The organism is Acidaminococcus hominis, assembly GCF_022484025.1.
GTDB classification, from domain to species: domain Bacteria; phylum Bacillota; class Negativicutes; order Acidaminococcales; family Acidaminococcaceae; genus Acidaminococcus; species Acidaminococcus hominis.
In genome coordinates, this window is record NZ_JAKVMG010000001.1 from 249,368 (window position 1) to 270,619 (window position 21,252).

At 52.5% G+C, this 21,252-nt stretch carries 26 protein-coding genes and 1 tRNA gene; all 27 read left to right on the forward strand.

Annotated features, from left to right (window positions below; translation table 11 throughout):
- The first annotated feature begins 88 nt into the window (after window positions 1-88).
- The 27 genes from LKE88_RS01165 to LKE88_RS01295 all read left to right on the forward strand — a co-directional run bounded on the left by LKE88_RS01165 (window position 89) and on the right by LKE88_RS01295 (window position 21,240).
- Complete coding sequence (locus tag LKE88_RS01165) at window positions 89-850, forward strand: alpha/beta hydrolase (RefSeq protein WP_231086255.1); 762 nt, start codon at window positions 89-91, stop codon at window positions 848-850.
- Entirely contained in the window at window positions 822-1,238 is a 417-nt protein-coding gene (locus LKE88_RS01170) for a PaaI family thioesterase (protein WP_105325693.1), read from the forward strand. Before LKE88_RS01165 ends, LKE88_RS01170 begins: the two co-directional genes overlap by 29 nt.
- On the forward strand, window positions 1,231-3,681 hold the full coding sequence (gene rnr / locus LKE88_RS01175) for a ribonuclease R (RefSeq protein ID WP_105325692.1): 2,451 nt from the start codon (window positions 1,231-1,233) through the stop codon (window positions 3,679-3,681). Before LKE88_RS01170 ends, rnr begins: the two co-directional genes overlap by 8 nt.
- Window positions 3,632-4,096 carry an SsrA-binding protein SmpB gene (gene smpB / locus LKE88_RS01180; RefSeq protein WP_105325691.1) on the forward strand — a complete coding sequence of 155 codons (465 nt, stop codon included), beginning with the start codon at window positions 3,632-3,634 and terminating at the stop codon, window positions 4,094-4,096. Before rnr ends, smpB begins: the two co-directional genes overlap by 50 nt.
- A gap of 147 nt (window positions 4,097-4,243) precedes the next feature.
- Window positions 4,244-4,618 (forward strand): desulfoferrodoxin family protein, encoded by a 375-nt coding sequence (locus LKE88_RS01185; protein WP_105325690.1) that lies wholly within the window; start codon window positions 4,244-4,246, stop codon window positions 4,616-4,618.
- Between the two features lie 270 nt (window positions 4,619-4,888).
- A complete protein-coding gene (locus tag LKE88_RS01190) occupies window positions 4,889-5,884 on the forward strand; it encodes a 2-hydroxyacid dehydrogenase (protein ID WP_105325689.1) in 996 nt (331 codons plus the stop codon).
- Between the two features lie 249 nt (window positions 5,885-6,133).
- On the forward strand, window positions 6,134-7,624 hold the full coding sequence (gene pap / locus LKE88_RS01195) for a polyphosphate:AMP phosphotransferase (RefSeq protein WP_105325688.1): 1,491 nt from the start codon (window positions 6,134-6,136) through the stop codon (window positions 7,622-7,624).
- Between the two features lie 148 nt (window positions 7,625-7,772).
- Window positions 7,773-8,576 (forward strand): peptidoglycan editing factor PgeF, encoded by an 804-nt coding sequence (gene pgeF, locus LKE88_RS01200; RefSeq protein ID WP_105325687.1) that lies wholly within the window; start codon window positions 7,773-7,775, stop codon window positions 8,574-8,576.
- A gap of 17 nt (window positions 8,577-8,593) precedes the next feature.
- Window positions 8,594-9,298: a YggS family pyridoxal phosphate-dependent enzyme gene (locus tag LKE88_RS01205; protein WP_105325686.1), complete on the forward strand. Its 705-nt coding sequence runs from the start codon at window positions 8,594-8,596 to the stop codon at window positions 9,296-9,298.
- A gap of 33 nt (window positions 9,299-9,331) precedes the next feature.
- Window positions 9,332-9,835, forward strand: coding sequence for a cell division protein SepF (locus tag LKE88_RS01210; protein WP_105325758.1), 504 nt, complete (start codon window positions 9,332-9,334; stop codon window positions 9,833-9,835).
- Window positions 9,823-10,644 carry a pyrroline-5-carboxylate reductase gene (gene proC, locus LKE88_RS01215; protein ID WP_105325685.1) on the forward strand — a complete coding sequence of 274 codons (822 nt, stop codon included), beginning with the start codon at window positions 9,823-9,825 and terminating at the stop codon, window positions 10,642-10,644. Before LKE88_RS01210 ends, proC begins: the two co-directional genes overlap by 13 nt.
- A 1-nt stretch (window position 10,645) precedes the next feature.
- The gene (locus LKE88_RS01220; RefSeq protein ID WP_105325684.1) at window positions 10,646-11,431 is read left to right on the forward strand and encodes a YlmH family RNA-binding protein; all 786 of its coding nucleotides are present in this window, start codon (window positions 10,646-10,648) and stop codon (window positions 11,429-11,431) included.
- A gap of 25 nt (window positions 11,432-11,456) precedes the next feature.
- Window positions 11,457-12,119, forward strand: a complete 663-nt coding sequence (locus LKE88_RS01225) for a histidine phosphatase family protein (RefSeq protein WP_118286699.1) — start codon at window positions 11,457-11,459, stop codon at window positions 12,117-12,119.
- A 46-nt stretch (window positions 12,120-12,165) separates the two neighbouring features.
- A tRNA-Asn gene (locus tag LKE88_RS01230) sits at window positions 12,166-12,240 on the forward strand.
- Between the two features lie 119 nt (window positions 12,241-12,359).
- Window positions 12,360-13,193, forward strand: coding sequence for a nitroreductase family protein (locus LKE88_RS01235; RefSeq protein ID WP_231086251.1), 834 nt, complete (start codon window positions 12,360-12,362; stop codon window positions 13,191-13,193).
- Between the two features lie 78 nt (window positions 13,194-13,271).
- Complete coding sequence (locus LKE88_RS01240; RefSeq protein WP_105325681.1) at window positions 13,272-13,757, forward strand: Asp23/Gls24 family envelope stress response protein; 486 nt, start codon at window positions 13,272-13,274, stop codon at window positions 13,755-13,757.
- Window positions 13,758-14,098: 341 nt separating this feature from the next.
- Window positions 14,099-14,509 carry a hypothetical protein gene (locus LKE88_RS01245; RefSeq protein ID WP_105325680.1) on the forward strand — a complete coding sequence of 137 codons (411 nt, stop codon included), beginning with the start codon at window positions 14,099-14,101 and terminating at the stop codon, window positions 14,507-14,509.
- Window positions 14,510-14,693: 184 nt separating this feature from the next.
- The gene (gene prmA / locus LKE88_RS01250; RefSeq protein ID WP_105325679.1) at window positions 14,694-15,635 is read left to right on the forward strand and encodes a 50S ribosomal protein L11 methyltransferase; all 942 of its coding nucleotides are present in this window, start codon (window positions 14,694-14,696) and stop codon (window positions 15,633-15,635) included.
- 4 nt (window positions 15,636-15,639) lie between these two features.
- Window positions 15,640-16,374, forward strand: coding sequence for a 16S rRNA (uracil(1498)-N(3))-methyltransferase (locus tag LKE88_RS01255; protein WP_105325678.1), 735 nt, complete (start codon window positions 15,640-15,642; stop codon window positions 16,372-16,374).
- Window positions 16,375-16,379: 5 nt separating this feature from the next.
- Entirely contained in the window at window positions 16,380-17,693 is a 1,314-nt protein-coding gene (gene mtaB / locus LKE88_RS01260; protein WP_105325677.1) for a tRNA (N(6)-L-threonylcarbamoyladenosine(37)-C(2))-methylthiotransferase MtaB, read from the forward strand.
- A gap of 34 nt (window positions 17,694-17,727) precedes the next feature.
- On the forward strand, window positions 17,728-18,063 hold the full coding sequence (locus LKE88_RS01265; protein WP_105325676.1) for a histidine triad nucleotide-binding protein: 336 nt from the start codon (window positions 17,728-17,730) through the stop codon (window positions 18,061-18,063).
- Window positions 18,064-18,155: 92 nt separating this feature from the next.
- Window positions 18,156-18,332: a 30S ribosomal protein S21 gene (rpsU, locus tag LKE88_RS01270; protein ID WP_105325675.1), complete on the forward strand. Its 177-nt coding sequence runs from the start codon at window positions 18,156-18,158 to the stop codon at window positions 18,330-18,332.
- Window positions 18,333-18,358: 26 nt separating this feature from the next.
- Window positions 18,359-18,808, forward strand: a complete 450-nt coding sequence (locus LKE88_RS01275; protein WP_105325674.1) for a GatB/YqeY domain-containing protein — start codon at window positions 18,359-18,361, stop codon at window positions 18,806-18,808.
- Between the two features lie 174 nt (window positions 18,809-18,982).
- The gene (locus LKE88_RS01280; RefSeq protein WP_255419928.1) at window positions 18,983-19,468 is read left to right on the forward strand and encodes a Y-family DNA polymerase; all 486 of its coding nucleotides are present in this window, start codon (window positions 18,983-18,985) and stop codon (window positions 19,466-19,468) included.
- 24 nt (window positions 19,469-19,492) lie between these two features.
- A complete protein-coding gene (locus tag LKE88_RS01285) occupies window positions 19,493-20,464 on the forward strand; it encodes a DinB/UmuC family translesion DNA polymerase (RefSeq protein WP_276802461.1) in 972 nt (323 codons plus the stop codon).
- Window positions 20,461-20,901: a hypothetical protein gene (locus LKE88_RS01290; protein ID WP_105325673.1), complete on the forward strand. Its 441-nt coding sequence runs from the start codon at window positions 20,461-20,463 to the stop codon at window positions 20,899-20,901. Before LKE88_RS01285 ends, LKE88_RS01290 begins: the two co-directional genes overlap by 4 nt.
- A gap of 99 nt (window positions 20,902-21,000) precedes the next feature.
- Window positions 21,001-21,240, forward strand: a complete 240-nt coding sequence (locus tag LKE88_RS01295; RefSeq protein ID WP_105325672.1) for a YdbC family protein — start codon at window positions 21,001-21,003, stop codon at window positions 21,238-21,240.
- Window positions 21,241-21,252: the final 12 nt, after the last annotated feature.

The window sequence follows — 21,252 nt, forward strand, 5'->3', positions numbered from 1 at the left end:
ATTTGTATATGAGAGCGCACTGTGGCATTGCCTTTTGCAGGTAATGCCCTTTTTGTGTACCAAAATAGGGAACGGGAGGTGTGGCGGCATGGTGATGCCCGGAGCAGAAAGCTACTACTGGGAAGGAAATAACCAGCGGGCCGTACTTTTGGTCCATGGGTTTACCGGAACCCCTGCGGAGCTGCGGGAACTGGGAGAGACCCTGCACCAGCACGGCTATACGGTGTATGGCCTGCGGCTGGCCGGCCATGGTACGGATCCCCGGGAGCTGACAAAAGTAACGTATCCGGAGTGGCTGGACCAGGTGCGGGAAGCAGTAGAAAAGCTGAAGCACCAATGCCGGGAGGTAACGGTCATTGGACTGTCCATGGGCGGGCTTTTGGCTGTGTACGCCGGTACCCTGCCCCAGGTGGACCGGCTGGTGCTGATTTCCACCCCTATTTATCTCTACGACTGGCGCATCCACTTTTTGTGGCTGGCGGACCGGCAGAAGGCCTGGGCGTTGCCCAAGCACCCTCGGGAAATTGATGCCCCGGAACGGTACAATGTGGCCTATTCCTGTATGCCCCTTTTTGGCATTCACCAGCTGGAATGGCTGCTGCTCCTGTGCAAGGGGCGCTGGCTCCGGAAGGTCCAGGTGCCGCTGCTCATTATCCAGTCCCGCACGGACCACACGGTGCGGCCGGAGAGTGCCCGCTACCTGTATGCACACGTTTCTTCCCGGAAGAAAAAGCTGCTGTGGGTGCCCAAGGCCCGGCACGTAATGACCCTCTACAAGGGCCGGGAAAAAATTTATCAAAGCATTTTGCATTTTTTGGAGGATAAAAAATATGAATCTCGCAGATCGTGATACCCTGTGTTTTGGCTGCGGCAAGGACAACCCCATTGGCCTGCATATGCATTTCAAGGTGGACGAGGAAGGCTGCTATGCCAGCTTTGTTCCCCAGCCGGTGCACCAAAGCTATGATGGCCGGATGCATGGAGGCCTTATTTCCACGCTGCTGGACGAAACCATGGGGAATTACCCTTATTTATATGAACATCGGGTGGCCTATACGGCACGGCTGGAGGTGCGCTTCCGTCAGCCGGTTCTGATTGGGGAAAAAATCTCCATCATCACCAAAGTCAAGAAGCGCAAGGGCATTCTGCTGGAAATGACGGGGCAGGTGGTCCGGGAGGACGGGACCATTGCCGCCGAGGCTGATGCCAAGCTGATGTATGAGGAGAAGCATGAATAGAAAAGAACTGGAAGAACAAATTACTGCGTATATGACCGCCAACCCTGCCCCCCTGTCGGCGGACGACCTGCAAGGTGCCATTGCCCTTTCGGACAAGGATCAGGACCTGTATGAGGAGGTCATGAAGGACCTGGAAGAAAACGGGGTAATTGTACGCACCCGTTTTGATACCTTCGGGCTGCCTCAGGCTATGGGCCTGGTTACGGGCCGCTGCCAGGTTACCAGCAAGGGCTTTGGCTTTGTGGTGCCCCTGGTGAAAAATGGGGACCCGGACCTGTTTGTTCCGGCCAATTCCCTGTCCGGGGCCATGGACGGCGATACGGTCATGGCCCGGGTGTCCAAAAGCAGCTTTGACGGACGCCTGGAAGGGAAGGTTATCCGGATTTTGAAGCGGGCCCACCACAAGCTGGTAGGAACCTTCTCCAAGTCCAAGGAATTTGCCTTTGTAATTCCGGACAACAAACGGATTTCCCGGGATATCTATGTGCGCCGGAGAGATTTTAACGGTGCCAAGGATAAGGAAAAAGTAGTGGTGGAAATTACTACCTGGCCGGATGAACGTCGGAATGCTGAGGGTAAGATTGTAGAAATCCTGGGCAAGCAGGGGGACATCGGGCTGGAAATCCTGTCCATTATCAAGGACAACGACCTGCCCACGGAATTCCCAGCCAAGGTCCAGGAAGCCGCCCAGCAGGTGGAAAAGAAAATCAAACCCAAGGAAATTGAAAACCGGAAGGACCGCCGAGACTGGAGCATCATCACCATTGACGGGGTAGATGCCAAGGACCTGGATGACGCTGTGTACGTGGAAAAACAGGGGGACAACTACTTCCTGGGGGTCTACATTGCCGACGTCAGCTATTACGTTCATCCCCATACGGCCCTGGACAACGAAGCCTACGAGCGGGGTACCAGCGTATACCTGGTGGACCGGGTACTGCCCATGCTGCCGGTGGAACTTTCCAATGGCATTTGCAGCCTGAACGAAGGGGAAGACCGGCTGACCATGAGCTGCGAAATGCTCCTGGACGGGAAAACCGGTAAGCTTCTGAGCTATGAGATTGCCCCTGCGGTCATCAATTCCCTGCACCGGATGAACTACGATGATGTCCGGGATATTCTGGTGGAACAGGATCCTGAACTGCGGAAAAAGTACCAGGATATCGTTCCCATGCTGGAAACCATGGCAGAACTCAGCAAGGTACTCAAGAAGCGCCGGGAAAAACGGGGCTCCATCAACTTTGAGCTGCCGGAACAAAAGGTGATCCTGGACGAAAAGAAGCACCCCATTGAAATCAAGCAGCGGATCCGCTCCATTGCGGAAATGATGATTGAGGAATTCATGCTGGCGGCCAACGAAACGGTGGCTGCCCATATGGCCAAAAAGAAACGGCCTTTTATCTACCGGGTGCACGATGTGCCGGACCGGGACAAGATTACGGACCTGGCCAAGCTGATGAGCGTCTTTGGGGTCACCCTGAAAATTGACGAAGACGATATCAAACCCAAGACCTTGGCCAAGGCTTTGGAAAAGGTGGCAGGCAAGCCGGAAGAACGGCTGATTTCTACGGTAGCTCTCCGGAGCATGAAACAGGCCGTGTACCAGCCGGAAAACATTGGGCACTTTGGCCTGGCTGCTACCTACTATACCCACTTTACTTCGCCCATCCGCCGTTATCCGGACTTGATGGTGCACCGGCTGCTGCGGGAGCAGCTGTCCGGCAAGCGTCTGTCCCGGGAAGAAGCGGAAGAAAGAACGGCCAAGCTGGCGCTGATTTCCACCCATTGCTCCACCCGGGAGCGGGCGGCCATTGAAGCGGAACGCCAGACGGTAGATCTTAAAATGGCGGAATATATGCTCCAGTTTGTGGACCAGGAATTTGAAGGAACCATTTCCGGGGTTTCCTCCTTTGGCTTCTTTGTGGAATTGGCCAATGGGGTGGAAGGACTGGTGCATATTTCCAGTCTGACCGATGATTACTATGAATATCTGGAAGGGCAGTATGCCCTGATTGGTGAGCATTTGGGCCATCGGTACCGTTTGGGGGATACTGTAAAGATTCAGGTGCTCCAGGTGAACGTGGCCGAACGGAAAATCGACTTTGTACTGGCCGGGATGCCGGAATACCAGCTGTCCCGGATGCGTCAGGACCTGACCCGGCAGAGCAAGAAGAAGGAAAAACGCCAGACCGGCGGTGCGCTGGATAAGAAGGACCTGATTGCCGGAGAGGCTCCCGCCGGAGACAAGAAGCACAAGAGAAAGAGAAGACGCAAGAAGAAGGGCGGCAATGCAGCCCAGGGTCAAAATACGTCCAATAGCCCCACCAGTACCAAGGCCCCGCTAGAGCAGGGTAAATCCACCAACGGCGGCAGAAGAAGACGGAGGAATCGACATGGAAAAAACGGTGAAGGTCATAGCCGAAAACAGAAAAGCAAGGCATGATTACAATATCCACGAGACCTATGAAACAGGCATTGTCCTGACCGGCACAGAGGTGAAATCCCTGCGCCAGGGGAAAGCCAATCTGAAGGACGCTTACGCGGCCATTACCAAAACCTGCGAGGTCTATTTGTATAATCTGCATATTAGCCCCTATGACCACGGGAACATCTTTAACCATGAACCCCTGCGGGACCGGAAGCTGCTCATGCACAAGCGGGAAATCCAAAAGCTCATTGGCAAGACCAAGGAAAGAGGGTTTACCTTGGTCCCCCTGCAGCTGTACTTTTCCCATGGCCTGGTGAAATGCAAGCTGGCCCTGGCTACCGGTAAAAAAATCTATGACAAGCGCCGGGACATGGCGGAGCGGGCTGCCAAGCGGGATATTGACCGGGCCATGAAGGATCGGAACCGGTAATATATAGTTGTGTATAAATAAGAACATTTATTAAGAAATAGAAATCTGTGGTAAAAACCTTCATTTTGTGTTACTATATAGGTAACATCAATAGATGTTGAAGACAGACATTCAATTGGTTATGGTTATCTATGAGGAGGCTTTATTATGGAACCTAAATTCTTTAAATGTGCCCATTGTGGTCAAATCATTACTTTGGTAAAAGCTACCGGTGTTCCCGTAATCTGCTGCGGCGAAAAAATGGGTGAATTGGTCCCCAATACGGTTGACGCTGCCAAAGAAAAACACGTACCTGTTTATGAAGTGAAGGACGGCGTAGTGAATGTTACCGTTGGCTCTGTGGAACATCCTATGACTGCAGAACATTATATTGAATTCATCGTTTTGGCCACCAAGAATGGCGTACAAAGAAAAGACCTGAAACCGGGCGATGCTCCGAAAGCAGCTTTTGCTCTGGTAGCAGGGGATGAAGTCGAAGGCGTTTACGCTTACTGCAACCTGCATGGTCTGTGGAAAGCCTAAGACCGTGTAATTGGAGAAGCTGTGCAAAAAGGAAATCCATTTTGCACAGCTTCTTTTTTCAGCAGAGCAGCAGTCTGCTGACCTGTTTATGGTACAGACCATTTTTGGCTAATAAAGTATACATAATCAAAAGTAATTATTTAACTTTTCTATAAATGTATACAAAATACGGAAATTATATTGAAAATAAATTTTTCCATGATAAAATGATACTGAGGGGCGGACTGGTAAAACAGTCCAGCAATAAGTGCATCTACAGGAGGTAATGGTATGAAAGTTTTATGTTATGGAGTTAGAGACGTAGAATTACCGATTTTTGAGGCTTGCAACAAAGATTTCAATTATGAAATCACTTGTATTCCTGAATATCTGAATACGAAAGAATCTGCTGAAAAAGCTAAGGGCTACGAAGCTGTTATCCTGCGCGGCAACTGCTTTGCCAACAAACAGAACCTGGACATCTACAAAGAACTGGGTGTTAAATATCTTCTGACCAGAACTGTTGGTACCGATCATATCGATATTCCCTATGCTAAAGAACTGGGCTTCAAGATGGCCTTTGTTCCTGGCTATTCCCCCAACGCCATTGCTGAATTGGCCGTTACCCATGCTATGATGCTGCTGAGACATCTGGCATACACTACCAGCCAATCCGCCAAAAAGAACTTCGTTGTTGACAGCGAAATGTTCTCCAAGGAAATCCGCAACTGCACCGTTGGTATCGTAGGCCTGGGCCGTATCGGCCGTGTCTGCGCTCAGATTTTCCACGGCATGGGTGCTACCGTAATCGGCGAAGATGTCTTCCAAATCAAAGGCATCGATGACTATGCTACCCAGGTTTCCATGGACGAACTGTTGGCTAAATCCGATATCATTTCCCTGCATGCTCCTTACATCAAGGAAAACGGCAAGGTTGTTACCAAAGAATTCATCAGCAAGATGAAAGACGGCGCTATCCTGGTTAACGCAGCCCGCGGCCAGCTGGTAGATACCGATGCTGTCATCGAAGCCATTGAAAGCGGTAAACTGGGCGGCTTTGCTGCTGATACCCTGGATGGCGAAGCTGAACTGTTCGGCAAGAACTTTGGCGACAAAGAAATCCCCAATGCGCAATTTGCCAAACTGGTAAGCCTGTACCCGAAAGTCCTGATCTCCCCGCATCTGGGTTCCTACACTGATGAAGCCGTGAAGAACATGGTGGAAACCAGCTATCAGAACCTGAAAGATTACGTGGAAACTGGCGATTGCAAGAACAAAATCAAATAATTTTGCCTCGCTTAAAGGAGCTGCGAAAAATGAGCAATCATTTTTCACGGCTCCTTTTTTATGGAACCCAGAAAAATTCCTGCTCACTTTCCATAGAAAACCGTACAATTTCGGAGTAAATAGGAAGAAACATGGAAGTATTTGTAATAAAGTTTGGTCCTGAAAAACCAAAAGCATGGTATAATATAAAGATACATGGCATAGGAATTACACGCACCGCCTGATTCCCTGCCGGAGGGAGGAATGCTCATGCTGGACAAGATTGATTTGGACACTAAGATTTCTAAAAAAGAGTATACGGATAAAATGGAGGAAGAAACCAATCGGCTGGGGTTTTTGCAGCGGTCTCTGCGGGATGCAGGGGTACCTGTGATTATTCTGTTCGAAGGCTTTCGGGGGACCTTCCGCAGCGAGCTGATCAGCAAGGTGATTTCTGCATTGGACCCTCGTGGTTTTCGGGTATTTTCTGCTTCTAAGACCACGGACGCCCAAAAGGAAAGTCCTTTCTTTACCCAATTCTGGAATGAACTGCCGGCCAAGGGGCATATTGCCATTCATCACAGGGCCTGGTATTTTCTGTGCAATGAGCATTTGGTAGGGGACCCGGACGAAGCGGCTTCCTGGTACAATGTTTCCTACGAGGAAATCAATACCTTTGAAAAAGAACTTACCGATGGCGGTTATACCATCATCAAGATATTTACCCATATCTCCAAAAAGCAGCAGAAGGAAAACCTGGAAAAGGGACCTTCCGATAGCAGCTTGTGGGAAAAGCTGACGCCTTCCGGCATTGAGGGCATCGACTACAATGCCTACCGGGAGGTATACGAGAAGATGCTGGCGGCTACGGATACCAGCGTGGCTCCTTGGCACATTATTCCCATGGAAGACAAAAAGACCGGGACGGAAGCTGTATTCCAGGTGCTGATTGCTTGTATGGAAAAGGCCCTGCGGCAGAGCCAGCTGAAGGTGCAGCGGGATATTGCCCCGGTGAAGGATCCTTCGGTGCCGGATATTTTGGCTACTTTTGATCCCAACCAGCCCATGGATTCGGACGAATATGACAAGAAACTGAAGAAATGCCACAAGCGTCTGGGTGAATTGCAGGTGGAGCTGGCCAAACGGAAAATCAGCACCATTATTGCCTTTGAAGGGCAGGATGCCGGCGGCAAGGGCGGCGCCATCAAGCGCTTGTCGGAATCCTTTGATCCCCTGGGCTACCAGGTGAATCCTGTAAGCGCTCCCAACGAGTGGGAGAACCAGTTCCACTATCTGTGGCGGTTCTGGACCAAGATTCCCCGCCCAGGCGAGATTGCCATCTTTGACCGTACCTGGTATGGTCGGGTGCTGGTGGAGAGAATTGAGCATTTTGCCACCAATCCAGAATGGCGCCGGGCCTATGGGGAAATCCAGGACATGGAAGCCCAATGGGTGAAGCAGGGCATTATTGTGCAGAAATTTTGGATGCACATTGACCAGGATGAGCAGTTAAAGCGGTTCCAGGACCGGGAGAATGATCCCAACAAGACCTGGAAGATTACCCCGGACGATTGGCGGAACCGGTCCAAATGGGATGCCTACGTGGATGCGGTAAACGAAATGATCTACCGGACGGATACCCCTGAGGCACCCTGGACGGTGGTGGAAGCCAACAACAAACTGTACGCCCGGATCAAGGTGTTGGAAACGGTGATTGCCCGGATGGAAGCGGCTCTGGCCAAGGCGGGACAAAAGGCGTAAATTTCTTTGGAACCCCGTGGTTTTGGACGGGATTTTCTGGCTTTTCGTTTTACAAACGCCAAAAAAAACAGTACAATGGAAGTTACTGAAAGCAAGTTTTCGGTAACTTCCATTTTTATATAACTCCAAGGGGAAACGAGGTGGGAGCGTGGCTCCATTTGCAATACGAGAAAAAGACGGCTTGCGCTTTGGCTATTTCCCAGCCTGGGAAAAACTGGGCGTTGGCCATGCTTTTACCTGCCGTACAGGCGGGGAAAGCGATAATTTGGAAGGCATTTTGAATATGGGCCTGCACTCAGGGGATAACCCGGAGAAGGTGGTCCGCAACCGGCAGAAAGTGGCCAAGGCACTGGGCTTTGACCTGAACCGGACGGTCACCTGCAACCAGGTGCACAGCACCCACATTGTGCGTGTGACAGAGGCGGATGCAGGCAAAGGGGCGTTTACCTATGAAGATACCCTGCCCCAAACGGACGGTCTCATTACGGACTGCCGGAACCTGCCTCTTTTATTGGTATTTGCCGACTGTGTCCCTATTCTACTGGTGGATACCTGCAGCAATGCCATCGGCCTAGTTCATGCCGGGTGGCGGGGCAGCGTGGCAGGTATTGCTAAGAAAGCAGTAGAACAGCTGGCAGAAGCCTTTGGCTGCCAGCCCCATAATCTAGCTGTGGGCATCGGGCCTTCCATCGGTCCCTGCTGCTACGAAGTGGACGAGGCCGTACGGTCCCAGGCAGAAGCCTATGCCTCCTGTTTTACACCGGGTCGGGAAGGACACTACCAGCTGGATCTGTGGAAAATGAATACCCTGCAGCTGCTGGAGGCCGGCGTGCCTCAGGAGATGATTTTCCGGTCCGATTATTGTACCTGCTGCCATCAGGGAGACTTTTTCTCCTACCGTGGCGAGCATGGCAAGACCGGGAGACTGGCGGGCATTTTGTTTAGAAAATAGGAAGGGAGAGAGAGCCTATGTTACAGGAAAATTTGGCGAAGGTACAGGCCAAGGTTCAGGAGGCTCTTGCCAATCGCAAGGAAAAGAAAGCAACGGGGGATAAGGTGACCATTTTGGCGGTGACCAAAAATCATCCTCCGGAGATTGTAACGGAAGCACTGGCGGCAGGGCTGACGGATGTGGGGGAAAACCGGGTCCAGGAAGCCATGCACAAGCAGGAGGTACTGCCTCCTGGTGGTGTTTGGCATTTGATCGGCCACCTGCAGACCAACAAGGCCAAGCATGCGGTGGAGCATTTTGCCATCATTGAATCGGTGGACAGCGAAAAGATTATGCAGCATCTGGATAAGGAAGCGGCCGCCCTGGGCAAGGTTCAGGATGTGCTGCTCCAGATCAACGAAGCTGGGGAAGAACAAAAGAGCGGCTTTGCACCGGAGGAATTCCGGGCCGTTATTCCCAAGCTGGGGAACTATCCCCACCTCCGGGTCCGGGGCGTTATGGTGATTGCCCAGGCAACGGACCAGGTGGAAGAAACCCGTCCTGTCTTTGCGGCAGGCTATCAGGATTTCCTGTACCTGAAAAACCAGCTGCAATCCCCTGCCTGTGACACCTTGTCCATGGGCATGACCCACGACTACTGGGTAGCAATCGAAGAAGGAGCCAATGAAATCCGGGTAGGTTCCGCACTGTTTGGCGCCCGGGATTACTCACTAAAATTTTAAGATGGAGCGGTGGACTGCATGAATTTCGACTTTATGAGAAAAATTACGGAATCCCTTGGCTTTTATAAGGAAGAAGACAAACCGGAAATGGACGGCGGGGAAGAACTGCGGGATGAGGACAGCAAGGTGGTTCCCATTTTTGGCAGACACAGCCAGCCGGAAACCAGTTATGAAGAAAGCAGACGGGAGGTACCCCCTGTGGAAAATCGCAATAACGATGCGGACAAGGTCATGTCCATGCCTGTAAACCGCAATCCGGTCAGTGTGGTGGTAATTGAACCCATTGACTTCAATGATTCCCAAAAAATGGCGGACTATCTGTGCAAAAACCAGCCGGTGGTCATCAATTTCGAAGATACGGATCCCGACGTGCGCAAGCGCATTGTGGACTTTGTCAGCGGCACCATTTATGCCTTGGACGGCACCGTCAAGAAAATTGGCCGGAATATCCTGGTCTGCGCGCCTCCTAATATTGACATCGATACGGAAAATACCAATTACGTAGAGGAAGAAGGGAATTCTCCTTGGGAACAATAAATACTATCGCCAAAATTGCCTTTATTGGCTGCGGCGCCATGGGTGAGGCTATTTTAAAGGGGCTGCTCCAGGGCGGTTTGGTAAAGAAGGGACAAGTGGCGGCTGGCGTACCTACGGCAGCCCGTCAGGAATATCTGCAAAACACCTACGGTATTACGGCTGTAGGGGATAATGCAGCAGCTGTCCAGGGGGCGGATTTGGTGATCCTGGCCGTAAAGCCCCAAATGGCAAAAGCGGCTGTAACGGACGACCTGCGCAAGGCAATGGCCCCGGAGGCCCTGGTGGTGTCCATTATGGGCAGCTATGATATTGCCATGCTCCACGACCTGGTGCCCGGCCACCGGGTAATCCGCTGTATGCCCAATACGCCCCTTGCGGTGGGCATGGGTATGACTGCCATTACCGGCGATGACAAGGCTTCGGCAGAGGACTTGGAGCTGACGGAAGCTATTTTTGCCTCCTGCGGCCAGGTGGTCCGGGTGGACGAAAAAGCCATGGAGGCCATTACGGCCATCAGCGGCTGCGGCCCCGGCTATTTCTTTGTGGTCATGGATGCCCTGGCAGATGCCGGGGTGATGGCAGGGCTGCCCCGGGCTTTGTCCATTCAGCTGGCAGCTGCCACCATGGCAGGCAGCGGGGTGATGGCCCTGAAAACCGGCGTGCATCCGGCCCAGCTCCGGGATCAGGTAACGTCCCCTGGCGGCACTACCATTGCCGGCATCAAGGCACTGGAAAATCATGGAGTGAGAGGAGCGTTCTACGATGCAGTGCAGGCCGTCCTTGACCGCAGCGCTGCACTCAAAAAATAAGATGGCAGATCGAGAGAAAATTTTACGCTACTTTAAGGCCGGCGGAGACGCCGAATTGGCCAGCCAGCTGCTGGATTTGGCTGAGGGGGCCCGGAAAAGCCGCCGTTATAAGGTAACCGGCTTTTTGGATCCCCATGAACAGAATGTGGCAGAAATTATTGCTGCCAACTTTCCCAATATCCGGGTGGAATTAAACGGCGGGTTCCAGAATGCGGAACGCCTGCGGGCTGCTTTTGTCAGTGAAGAGTTCTACGGCCAGCCGGATTTCGCCATTACTCCCCTGCAAATCACCTGGGACAAGCGGTATTACGATATCGGTCACCGGGACGTGCTGGGCGCCTTTATGGGCCTGGGGTGCAAGCGGGAAATCATGGGTGACATTGTATTTAACGAAGAAGGCGGGCAGATAGTGGTGGATACGGCCATGAGCAATTTCGTGGTGACCAATCTGACCAAAATCGGTGCCGCCACTGTAGAAGTCCGGGAAATTGCTTTTGCGGACTTGCAGGAAAAGGAACAAAAAATCAAATTGATTTCGTCTACGGTAGCCGCTTTGCGGCTGGACGCCGTGGCTGCTGCGGGCTATGGGGTTTCCCGTTCCCGGATGGCAGATGAAATCAAGGGTCAGAATGTGCGGCTGAATTGGCAGGACGCCAAAAGTCCGTCCCAGACCGTCAAAGAAGGGGATATTATTTCCTTCCGGTCCCGGGGCAGGGTGGAACTGTCCGAAGTACGGGGCACCACCAAGAAGGGCCGTTTTGCCATTACCCTGAAACGGTATATCTAACCGTCAGCAGCGAGGGAGGAACACCATGATTATCCTGATTCGGCATGGGGAAGCAGATCATCATGTGCAGGCATTGACCGGGGGCTGGACCGACTCGGCCCTGACTGAAAAAGGCTGCGGCCAGTTCAAGAAACTGGCGGACTGCCTGGCCCGGGACTTTGCCGGCCATACGCCCCCTAGGATTGTGACCAGCGACCTGAAGCGGGCCCGAATGGGCGGCGAAATGATTGCAGAAAGACTGGGTGCTTCAGGGGTGGAGTCCTATGCCTTCCTTCGGGAGAAGAACAATGGCCGGGCAGCTGGCCTTTCTCTCAAGGAATCCAAGGCCTTTTACCACCCGCCGGTAACCGGCCGGGAGCTGGACCATATCAATTACGAGGGTGGAGAAACCCGCCGGCAGTTTTACCAGCGCACGGTGGAAGGCTTCAAGAAGCTTATGGAGGAGCCTGGGGACCTGATTATTGTATCCCATAAGGGAACCATCCAGAACATGATTTTTTATTGGCTGGGCCTGGATATCCAGGAGGTGGCCGATAAACAGATTTCCTTTGATATTCTTCCGGCATCCTTAACGGTGTTGGGCATCAATAAATGGGGGGAAAGAACGCTCTTTGCCTTGAATGATACCGGCTATCTTCATGACCAGGGTATGTTCCAACTTTTTTCTTATCCTTTTTTAAAAAAGTAGTTGACAGGATAGGCACTTTCGTGTAGAATAATCTTCGTTGAGAGATTCCCCGATAGCTCAATGGTAGAGCACTCGACTGTTAATCGAGTTGTTGTAAGTTCGAGTCTTACTCGGGGAGCCATTTAAAAATATGCCGGACGGATGTCCGGCTTTTTTTGGATTTATAAGCAAATTGAAATCATTTTTAAAACAATTCGCAGTATAGTTAAATGAGTACTGCGCTGACAGTAAGAATTTGAGGTGTTATATTTGGTTGGTATAATAACGGTCGATCAAGACAAGTGCATTAATTGCGGGATATGTTCCAACGTTTGCCCCAGCTGCATTTTGGAAATGAACCAAAGCGAAGGCAAAAAAGGCCCGGTTTGCATCAATGATATGTCCTGTATGTCCTGCGGCCATTGTGTTTCTGTTTGCCCTACGGGCGCCCTGGACAACTCCCGCTGCCCCTACGAGGAAACGGATCCGGTTCCTACGTCAGTACTAGATAAAAAATCCGCCTATGATTTTATGCGTATGCGCAGAAGCATCCGGAATTTTAAGGATGAACTGGTCAGCGAAGAAAAGATTACCGAGCTGCTGGATATTGCCCGGTACGCTCCTACTGCTGCCAATTCCCAAGGTTTGTACTACATTGTGGTATCTGACCGGGAATTGATCCAAAAGATTACCGACTGCGTGGCTGATTGGATGCAGGAAGAAATCGACAGAAAAGCTCCCCAGCGCCGGTACTATCTGAAGGTGCTGGAAGTATACCGGGAGCGGAAAATCGACATTATTGGCCGCAATGCCAAGCAGCTGATTTTCGCCCTGGCCCGGAGACTGAACATGACCGGCATCAGCAACTGCGAACAGGCATGGGCCTACGCTGAATTGTATGCACCCACCCTGGGTCTGGGTACCACCATTATGGGCTTCATTCAGACCTGTGCCCAGGCTGATTACCAGCCGCTGCGGGAACTGTTGAACGTTCCGGCCAAACAGGTGGTGGTGGGCACCCTTTTGGTAGGGTATCCCAAGTATAAATACAATCGTTTGCCCAATCGGCAGCATTTGAAAGTGGAATTCCGTTAAGCGCTGCGGCGCTGTAAGAAGGGAGGAGGACGCAAACCATTGTCCTTCTCCCTTTCTGTATTGTAAGGAGGGATTGGTATGATTCAAGGCAAAACCATCATCAGTGAAGAAGTCTTTACGGAACTTGTGCGGATTGCTGTAGGTAAGGTGGAGCACGTATCTTTGACCTTAAATGAAGGCGGCTCTTTCTTTTCCCTGGCCAAACGGATGACGGACAAGATTACGTCCCAGATTGCCGTAAAGAAAACGGATGCGTCCGTGGAAGAAAGCGGCACGGTGAAAAAAGGCCATGTGAGCTTTGAGGTGAAGGTCAGCGTGGAATACGGGGCCAATATCCCTGAAGTGGTGGAAGCCCTGCGGGAAGCAGTAGTGCGGGAAACGGTTGCCATTACCGACTACGCCGTAGATGCCGTGGATGTAGTGGTGGTGAGGCTAGTTCAGCCCCAACCCGAACCGGAAGCTGTAGAAGCAGAGGAAGTGCCGGCAGAAGGGGAAGAAGCGGCGGCTGAAACTGTGGAAGAAACTGCGGAAGAACAGCCGGCTGCGGAAACTGCAGAAGAATAAGTGCGGGAAAAGGATGCGCCAAGGCGCATCCTTTTTGGCGTCCTGGGGGTATGCGGTCCGCTGCTTTAAAAGGGAAGCCCAAAAGTTTGCAATTGGCAAAGCGGGGGACAAAGGCAGGTACGGATCCCTATTTTGTGTATAAATTGATACGAAATGGGAATGTTTTCTTGCAAAAAGCCTGTGGTTAGTAAAGAATTGACTGTGAAAAGAAAAACATTGCAAAATGTTAAATCTCTGCTATACTAGAAGACGTTAGAAGCTGGGAAAATGGATTTGTTTATGCATAAAAGGTATAGCGCTGCTGCTTTTCTCCAGGAAGTGCGGCAGTGGAGGAGAACAGCATGAAGGCTTTAAAGAACCGGAAAGACATTCATAAATTCGCCAAAAAATATCTGATCCTGTACAAGGACCCCATGACCCCCATTGATGTGGTGGAGGAAAGCGTCTTTGGAGAGGAATGCACTGCCCTGGGCTTCAAAGCGGACCAGGGAAAGGGCTTTAGCAAGGCGTATTCCAAAGGAGCTTACCAGGATTGGGAAACCCTGGAACAGGTGATTTTTCAGATAGAGGATCCCCTTCTCCTGGGCAGCGGCATCTACTCCCGCTGGCTTCAGGTGACGGAGCATTCTCTCAGCGAATACGTCCTGGATGACAAGAACCTGCCCTGGTTCCTGTTGGCCCTCAAGCGGTTAAAGCAGCTGACCAAAAAGGAAGAGAAACTGGCACAGGCTATGCAGGAAAAATCAGCGTAAAATCAGGCCCTCGGGCTGCGGAGCAATCTGCGGTGCGGGGGCTTTCGTGTCCCTTAGGGGCGGGGTCCGTGACGGACGGGGAAAAATAAGGTATAATATAATAATTGCGCATAAATAGACAGCAGCTCCAGAAAGGTCTGGAAAGCTGCTGAGAAGTTTGTTTGGAAGACAAAGGAGAATGCAAATGGAAACTTGGCTGCAAGTCAGCTTGAAAGTCACTCACGAAGCGGTGGAAGCGGTAGCCGAACTGCTGCGGGAAGTGGGCGCCAGAAATGGCGTGGAAATTGAAGACCCCCTGCTGCTCAATGAGCTGCGGGAACACGCCACCTGGGAACTGTGCGATATTCCTGCCCAGGAAAATACGGAAGTGGTGACGGTAACGGCCTACTATCCGGAAAACCAGGAGCTTCAGCAGCGCCTGGAGGCCATTGAAAACGGTATGCAGGAAATTGAAGCTCGGCTGGGCAAGTGCCGGTTTGGGGCCACCTTGTTCCGGCAGATTAGCGAAAAGGACTGGGCCAATCAGTGGAAGCAATTCTTCCACACCAAACGGGTAGGGAAGAGAACGGTGATTAAACCCACCTGGGAAACCTATGAACCCCAGGAAGGGGATTTGGTCATCTCCCTGGATCCGGGGATGGCCTTCGGTACCGGCACCCACGCCACCACCAGTATGTGCATCCAGCGGCTGGAAGAGCTGGTGAACCCGGATTGCACGGTATTTGACGTAGGTACCGGCAGCGGGATTTTGGCCATGACGGCCGCCCTTTTGGGTGCCAAAACTGTGGAAGCGGTGGACATCGACGCCAAGGCTGTAGAAGTGGCCAAGGAAAATATTGCCCTAAACGGCCTTTCCGACAGAATTGACGTAAAGCAGGGGAACCTGCTGGACGATACCAATGGTCAGGCGGATATTATCATCGCCAACATTATTGCGGACATCATCATTCTGGTGCTGCCGGAGGTAGCTGCCAAACTGGCTCCTGGCGGTAAGTTCCTGGCCAGTGGCGTCATTGAAGAACGGTTCCCGGATGTGGAAGCAGCTGCTAAGGAGCAGGGCTTCCAGATTCTTCAGGTCAGCCGGAAAGCTGGCTGGACCGCCATTACCATGGGCAGGGAGGCATAAGGCTGTGTATCGTTTTTTTGTACCCCGGAATTTTGCACCGGAAATGGTTATTGACGGGCAGGATGCCCACCACATTTCCCACGTGCTGCGGATGAAGGCTGGGGATCAGGTGCAGATTGTCAGCCTGGACCAGGTAACGGCCCTGATGGAAATTACCGGCTTTACGGAGCATCAGGTGGCGCTGTCCCTGGTAGAAAAAATTGAACGCTGCCACGAACCCTCGGTGCAGGTAACCCTGATCCAGGGCCTGCCCAAGCAGGACAAGCTGGAATGGGTTATCCAAAAGGCCATTGAGCTGGGGGTGACGGCCATCCAGCCGGCTGTGATGGACCATTCGGTGGTAAAGCTGGACCCTGTTAAGGTCGAAAAGAAGCTGGAACGGTGGCAGAAAATTGCCGAGGCAGCGGCCAAACAAAGCAAGCGGGATATCATTCCCCAGGTGCTGCCGGTGAGAGCTTTTAAAGAAGTACTCCAGGGCTGTACGGCAGAACTGAAAATCATTGCTTACGAAGTAGAGGACGGGCAGGGCATTCGCCAGGCTCTTCAGGTACAGCAGGAGGCCAAGACGGCGGCCCTGATTATTGGCCCCGAGGGGGGCATCAGCAAGGACGAGTTCGCCCTGAGCCAGAAGCTGGGCTGGGCGTCCGTCAGCCTGGGGCCCCGGATTATGCGCACGGAGACCGCCGCCCTGGCGGCCCTTACGGCCATCATGTACGAAACAGGAAATTTGGGAGGATAAGATAGATGAAAAAAATAGCTTTTTATACCTTGGGCTGCAAGGTAAACCAATCGGATACTGCATCCATGGAGAAATTGTTCCGGGAAGCCGGCTTTACGATTGTGGATTTTGAGCAGCCTGCGGACATCTATCTGATCAATACCTGCGTGGTGACCAATATGGGTCAGAGCAAGTCCCGGAAGATGATCCGCCGGGCAGCCAAACGGGACCCCAAGCCGCTTATCGTGGTAACGGGCTGCTATCCCCAGACTTCCCCTGACGAGGTAGCCCATATTGACGGAGTGGACCTGCTCATTGGCAACCAGGACCGGAGCAAGGTGGTGGAGCTGGTGCAGCAGCGGCTGCAGGAGGATGAAGCGGAGCAAGCTGTACCCTTAAACGCTGTTCACGAGCTGCCCATTGGCCGGAGCTTTGAGGCTATGGAAGCGGCCGTGGACGAAAGCCGGGACCGGGCGTTCCTGAAAATCCAGGAAGGCTGCGACCAATACTGCTCCTATTGCATCATTCCCTACGCCAGAGGTCATCTCCGTTCCCGTTCCCTGGAAAGCATCCGTGAAGAAACCCAGCGGCTGGTGGATCAGGGCTTTAAGGAAATCGTGTTGCTGGGCATCCATCTGGGCTGCTACGGCAAGGAAGACGGCCAGGGCTACCGGCTGTCCGATGCGGTAAAGGCCGCCCTTTCCGTACCGGAGGTGCGCCGGGTACGCCTGGGCTCTTTGGAATCCGTGGAGGTGGAAGACGCATTGCTTCAGGTGATGCAGGAAGATTCCCGGCTGTGTGCCCATCTCCATCTGCCCTTGCAGGCGGGCTGTGACGCTACGTTAAAACGGATGCATCGTCCCTATACCACCGCAGACTTTGCAGGTCTCCTGGAGCGGATTCGCAGCCTGGTGCCGGGGGTAGCCATTACCACCGACGTCATTGTAGGCTTCCCGGGAGAAACGGAAGAAGATTTCCAGGCCTCCTTGGACTTTATCCGCAGCTGCCAGTTCAGCAAGATCCACATTTTTCCCTATTCCCAAAGAAAGGGAACGCCGGCAGCGGTGATGCCCGGCCAGCTCTCCAACAAGGAGAAACAGGAACGGGTGCACCGGCTGGAAGTGATTGACGCCGAAGGTCACGAAGCCTTCCGGAAAACCCTGCTGGGGGCGGAATCCTCTGTCCTGTGGGAGCAGGTGAACAAGGAAGGGTACTGGGAAGGCTTGACCCCTGGCTATATTCGGGTGTATACCCACAGTGACCAGGATCTGGAAGGAAAAATAACCCCAGTTCGGCTGGATTCTCTATTTGAAGACGGCATGAACGGTGTTATAATATAAAAGTACCAAATTTTAGTCGGCAGGGGGTGAAATTATGTCAGATTGTATTTTTTGCAAGATTGTTGCAGGTGAAATTCCCAGCGAGCGGGTCTATGAAGATGACAAGGTCATCGTAATCAATGACTTGAACCCGGGTGCGCCCGTTCATGTCCTGATTATCCCCAAGGAACATTCGGAAAACATTTTGACGGCATCCCCCGAGGTGCTGACTCATGTTCAAAAGATTCTTCCTGAGATTACCAAGAAATTGGGTATTTTGGAAAAAGGGTTCCGTGTTGTGGTGAACACTGGCGCAGAAGGCGGACAAACGGTTCCCCATCTGCATTTCCATGTCTTGGGAGGAAAGGAATTAGGCTGGCCTCCCTGCTAATGTTGTTGACAGAGACGCCTGGTTTAATGTATAATGGCTAGGTGTTAATGTTAAAACACTTCCCGAAAGAGATCGTGGAGGGAGGGATATAGATGACTGAGATTAAAGTTGGCAAAACTGAATCTTTGGACAGCGCACTGCGTCGTTTCAAACGTGCTACGCAGAAAGCTGGCGTTCTGTCCGAAGTAAGAAAGCGCGAACACTACGAAAAGCCCAGCGTAAGACGCAAGAAAAAGTCTGAAGCTGCCAGAAAACGCAAATCCAGATAATCATTTTATGATTTGGGGGCTTTAAGGTGTCTTTACGAGAAATCTTACAAACCGATATGAAGCACGCCATGAAGGATCGGGAAAACGGCAAATTGCAGTTGACCGTTCTGCGTATGGTATGGGCTGCCATTCGGAATAAGGAAATTGACGAAAAGACAGAGCTGAAAGATGACGCTGTCATGGCTGTCATTATGAAAGAAATTAAGCAGAGAGAAGATACCATCCAAGAAATCAAGGATGCCAATCGTCCTGAAATGGTAGAGAAAAATGAGCAGGAAATTGCCATTTTGAAAAAGTATCTGCCCCAGCAATTAAGCGACGACGAACTGAAAGAAATCGTTCAAGCCGCCATTGCCAAGACGGGTGCCAAATCCATGAAGGATATGGGGAAGGTAATGGGTACGGTAATGGCCCAGACCCAAGGCCGGGCTTCTGGCCAGCGGGTAAATGCCATTGTCAAAGCTCTCCTGCAATAAGCGCAAAACAAAGGGTCGTGGCTTAGGTCACGGCTCTTTTTTTGTGCCCTTTTGGGCTGCTGCGGGAAAGCAGCTGCAAAGGGGGCTTGTCTTACCCTGGGGGTTTATGCTATAGTATAAACGAACAAATGTTCGAATAAGTTATAATAAACGAACAAAGAGTGAGGGAGTACTATGGCGAAAGGAAAGGTCTATGCGGCCATTGACTTAAAATCTTTTTATGCTTCGGTGGAATGTGTGGAACGGGGGCTGAATCCCTTGGATGCGTGCCTGGTGGTGGCGGATCAGTCCCGGACGGATAAAACCATCTGCTTGGCGGTTTCCCCGGCTCTCAAGGCCCGTGGGGTACCTGGACGGCCCCGTTTGTTCGAGGTAATCCGGCAGGTGGGGGAAATCAATGCGGACCGGCGGGCCATGGCGCCGGGGCGGCACTTCCAGGGAGAATCGGCTTCCGACCGGGTACTGAAGGCGGATCCTTCCCAGAAATTGACCTATATTACGGCGATGCCCCGGATGGCGCTTTATATGGAGTACAGTGTCCGGGTCTACGGCGTATATCTGCGCTTTTTGGCTCCGGAAGATATCCACGTGTATTCGGTGGATGAGGTGCTGCTGGACTTGACCCCTTATTTGGAAACCTATGGGCTGACGCCCTATTAGCTGACCCGGAAGCTGGTCCAGGCGGTGCTTCAGGAAACGGGGATTACGGCTACGGCCGGCATTGGTACCAACCTGTACCTGTGCAAGGTGGCCATGGATATTGTAGCCAAGCATCTGCCCGCAGGAAAGGACGGGGTGCGCATTGCGGCCCTGACGGAGGAAAGTTACCGGGAAAAGCTGTGGGAGCATCGGCCGCTTACCGATTTTTGGCGGATTGGTCCGGGGATTGCCCGGAAGCTGGCCCAGTACGGGATGTATACCCTGGGGGATGTGGCCAGGATGTCCCTTGTGGACGAGGACCTGCTGTACCGGCTGTTTGGGGTCAATGGGGAGCTGCTCATTGACCATGCCTGGGGTTGGGAACCCTGCACCCTGGAGGACATCAAAAAATACACCCCCCAAAGCTCCAGCCTGGGGTCAGGGCAGGTGCTCCAGCATGCCTATACAGCAGAGCAGGCGGGGCTGATTGTTTGGGAAATGGCGGATCAGTTGGCCCTGGACCTGGTACGCAAGGGCCTTGTAACGGACCGGCTGGTGCTGCATTTGGGCTATGACCGGTCCAACCTGGAGGACTTGGAAAGGCTGCGCTCCTACCGGGGGCGGGTGGCCCAGGACCATTATGGCCGGCTGGTGCCCTTTCCGGCCCGGGGCACCCAGGCACTGCTCCAATACACGGCCTCCGGGCAGGTGCTTACCCAGGAAGCCCTGGCGCTGTATCGGAAAATTATGGATCCCCAGCTGCTGCTCCGCAAGGTGAGCCTTACGGCAGAACGGGTGCTGCCAGTTTCCCAGGAGCGCAGCCGGCCCCAGGAAGCGGATTTGTTTGCCCAGGAGGAATCCGCCTGGCAGGATCCCTTTAAGGAATACCGGCTCCAGGAAACGGTACTGGCTTTAAAGGAGCGGTTTGGCAAAAACTCCATTTTAAAGGGCAGCAATCTGTGTGCCGGCGGCATGACCATAGAACGCAACCAGCAGGTAGGGGGGCATCGGGCATGAAACGGTATCAGGATATGCTTGCGCTGCCCCATCCGGAGAGCCCCAGACGCCGCAAGCTGTCCCGCTCCCAGCGGGCGGCCCAGTTTATGCCCTTTGCAGCCCTTACCGGGTACGAAGAACTGGTGGCCGAGGAGGCCCGGCTTACCCAGGCCCAGCGGGAGCTGGACGAGACTGAAAAGGAACGGCTGGACCGGCAGCTCCAATGGGTGGGCTTGGAATTGCAGCAGGGCCGGCAGCCCCTGCTGCTGCTTACGTACTTTCAGCCGGATGCCCATAAGGAAGGCGGGCGGGAGCTGGTACTTCAGGAGCAGGCGGTGAAATTGGATACTTTTCGGAAAAGAATTTTGCTGAAAAGTGGGAAATGGGTCCCCATAAAACGGATTTTGGAACTAAAACTGGGTGCTTTAAACGAAAAAATACCCGATGGTACGCTTTAAATACCCGATGGCCCAAAAGGGGTAGGCAAAAAAATAAAATCCGTTATAATAAAATCATCAAGCGGATGGCCAAAGGCTCATCTTGTAAGGAGGATTACAATGGCTGAATTCAGTTACGAAGTAGAAGAAGAACTAGGAATCTTGTCGGAAAATACCAAAACTGGTAATACCAAGGAATTGAACCGGATTTCTTACAACAATACTCCCGCCAAGTTTGATCTGCGGGAATGGGCCCCCAGACGGGAAAAAATGTACAGGGGGATTACCCTGAACGAAGCAGAAGCCCGGGAACTGGGCAGATTGCTGTACAACTACTTCAAAAACCATCCAGGGAAATAACCGCTTCTCCGC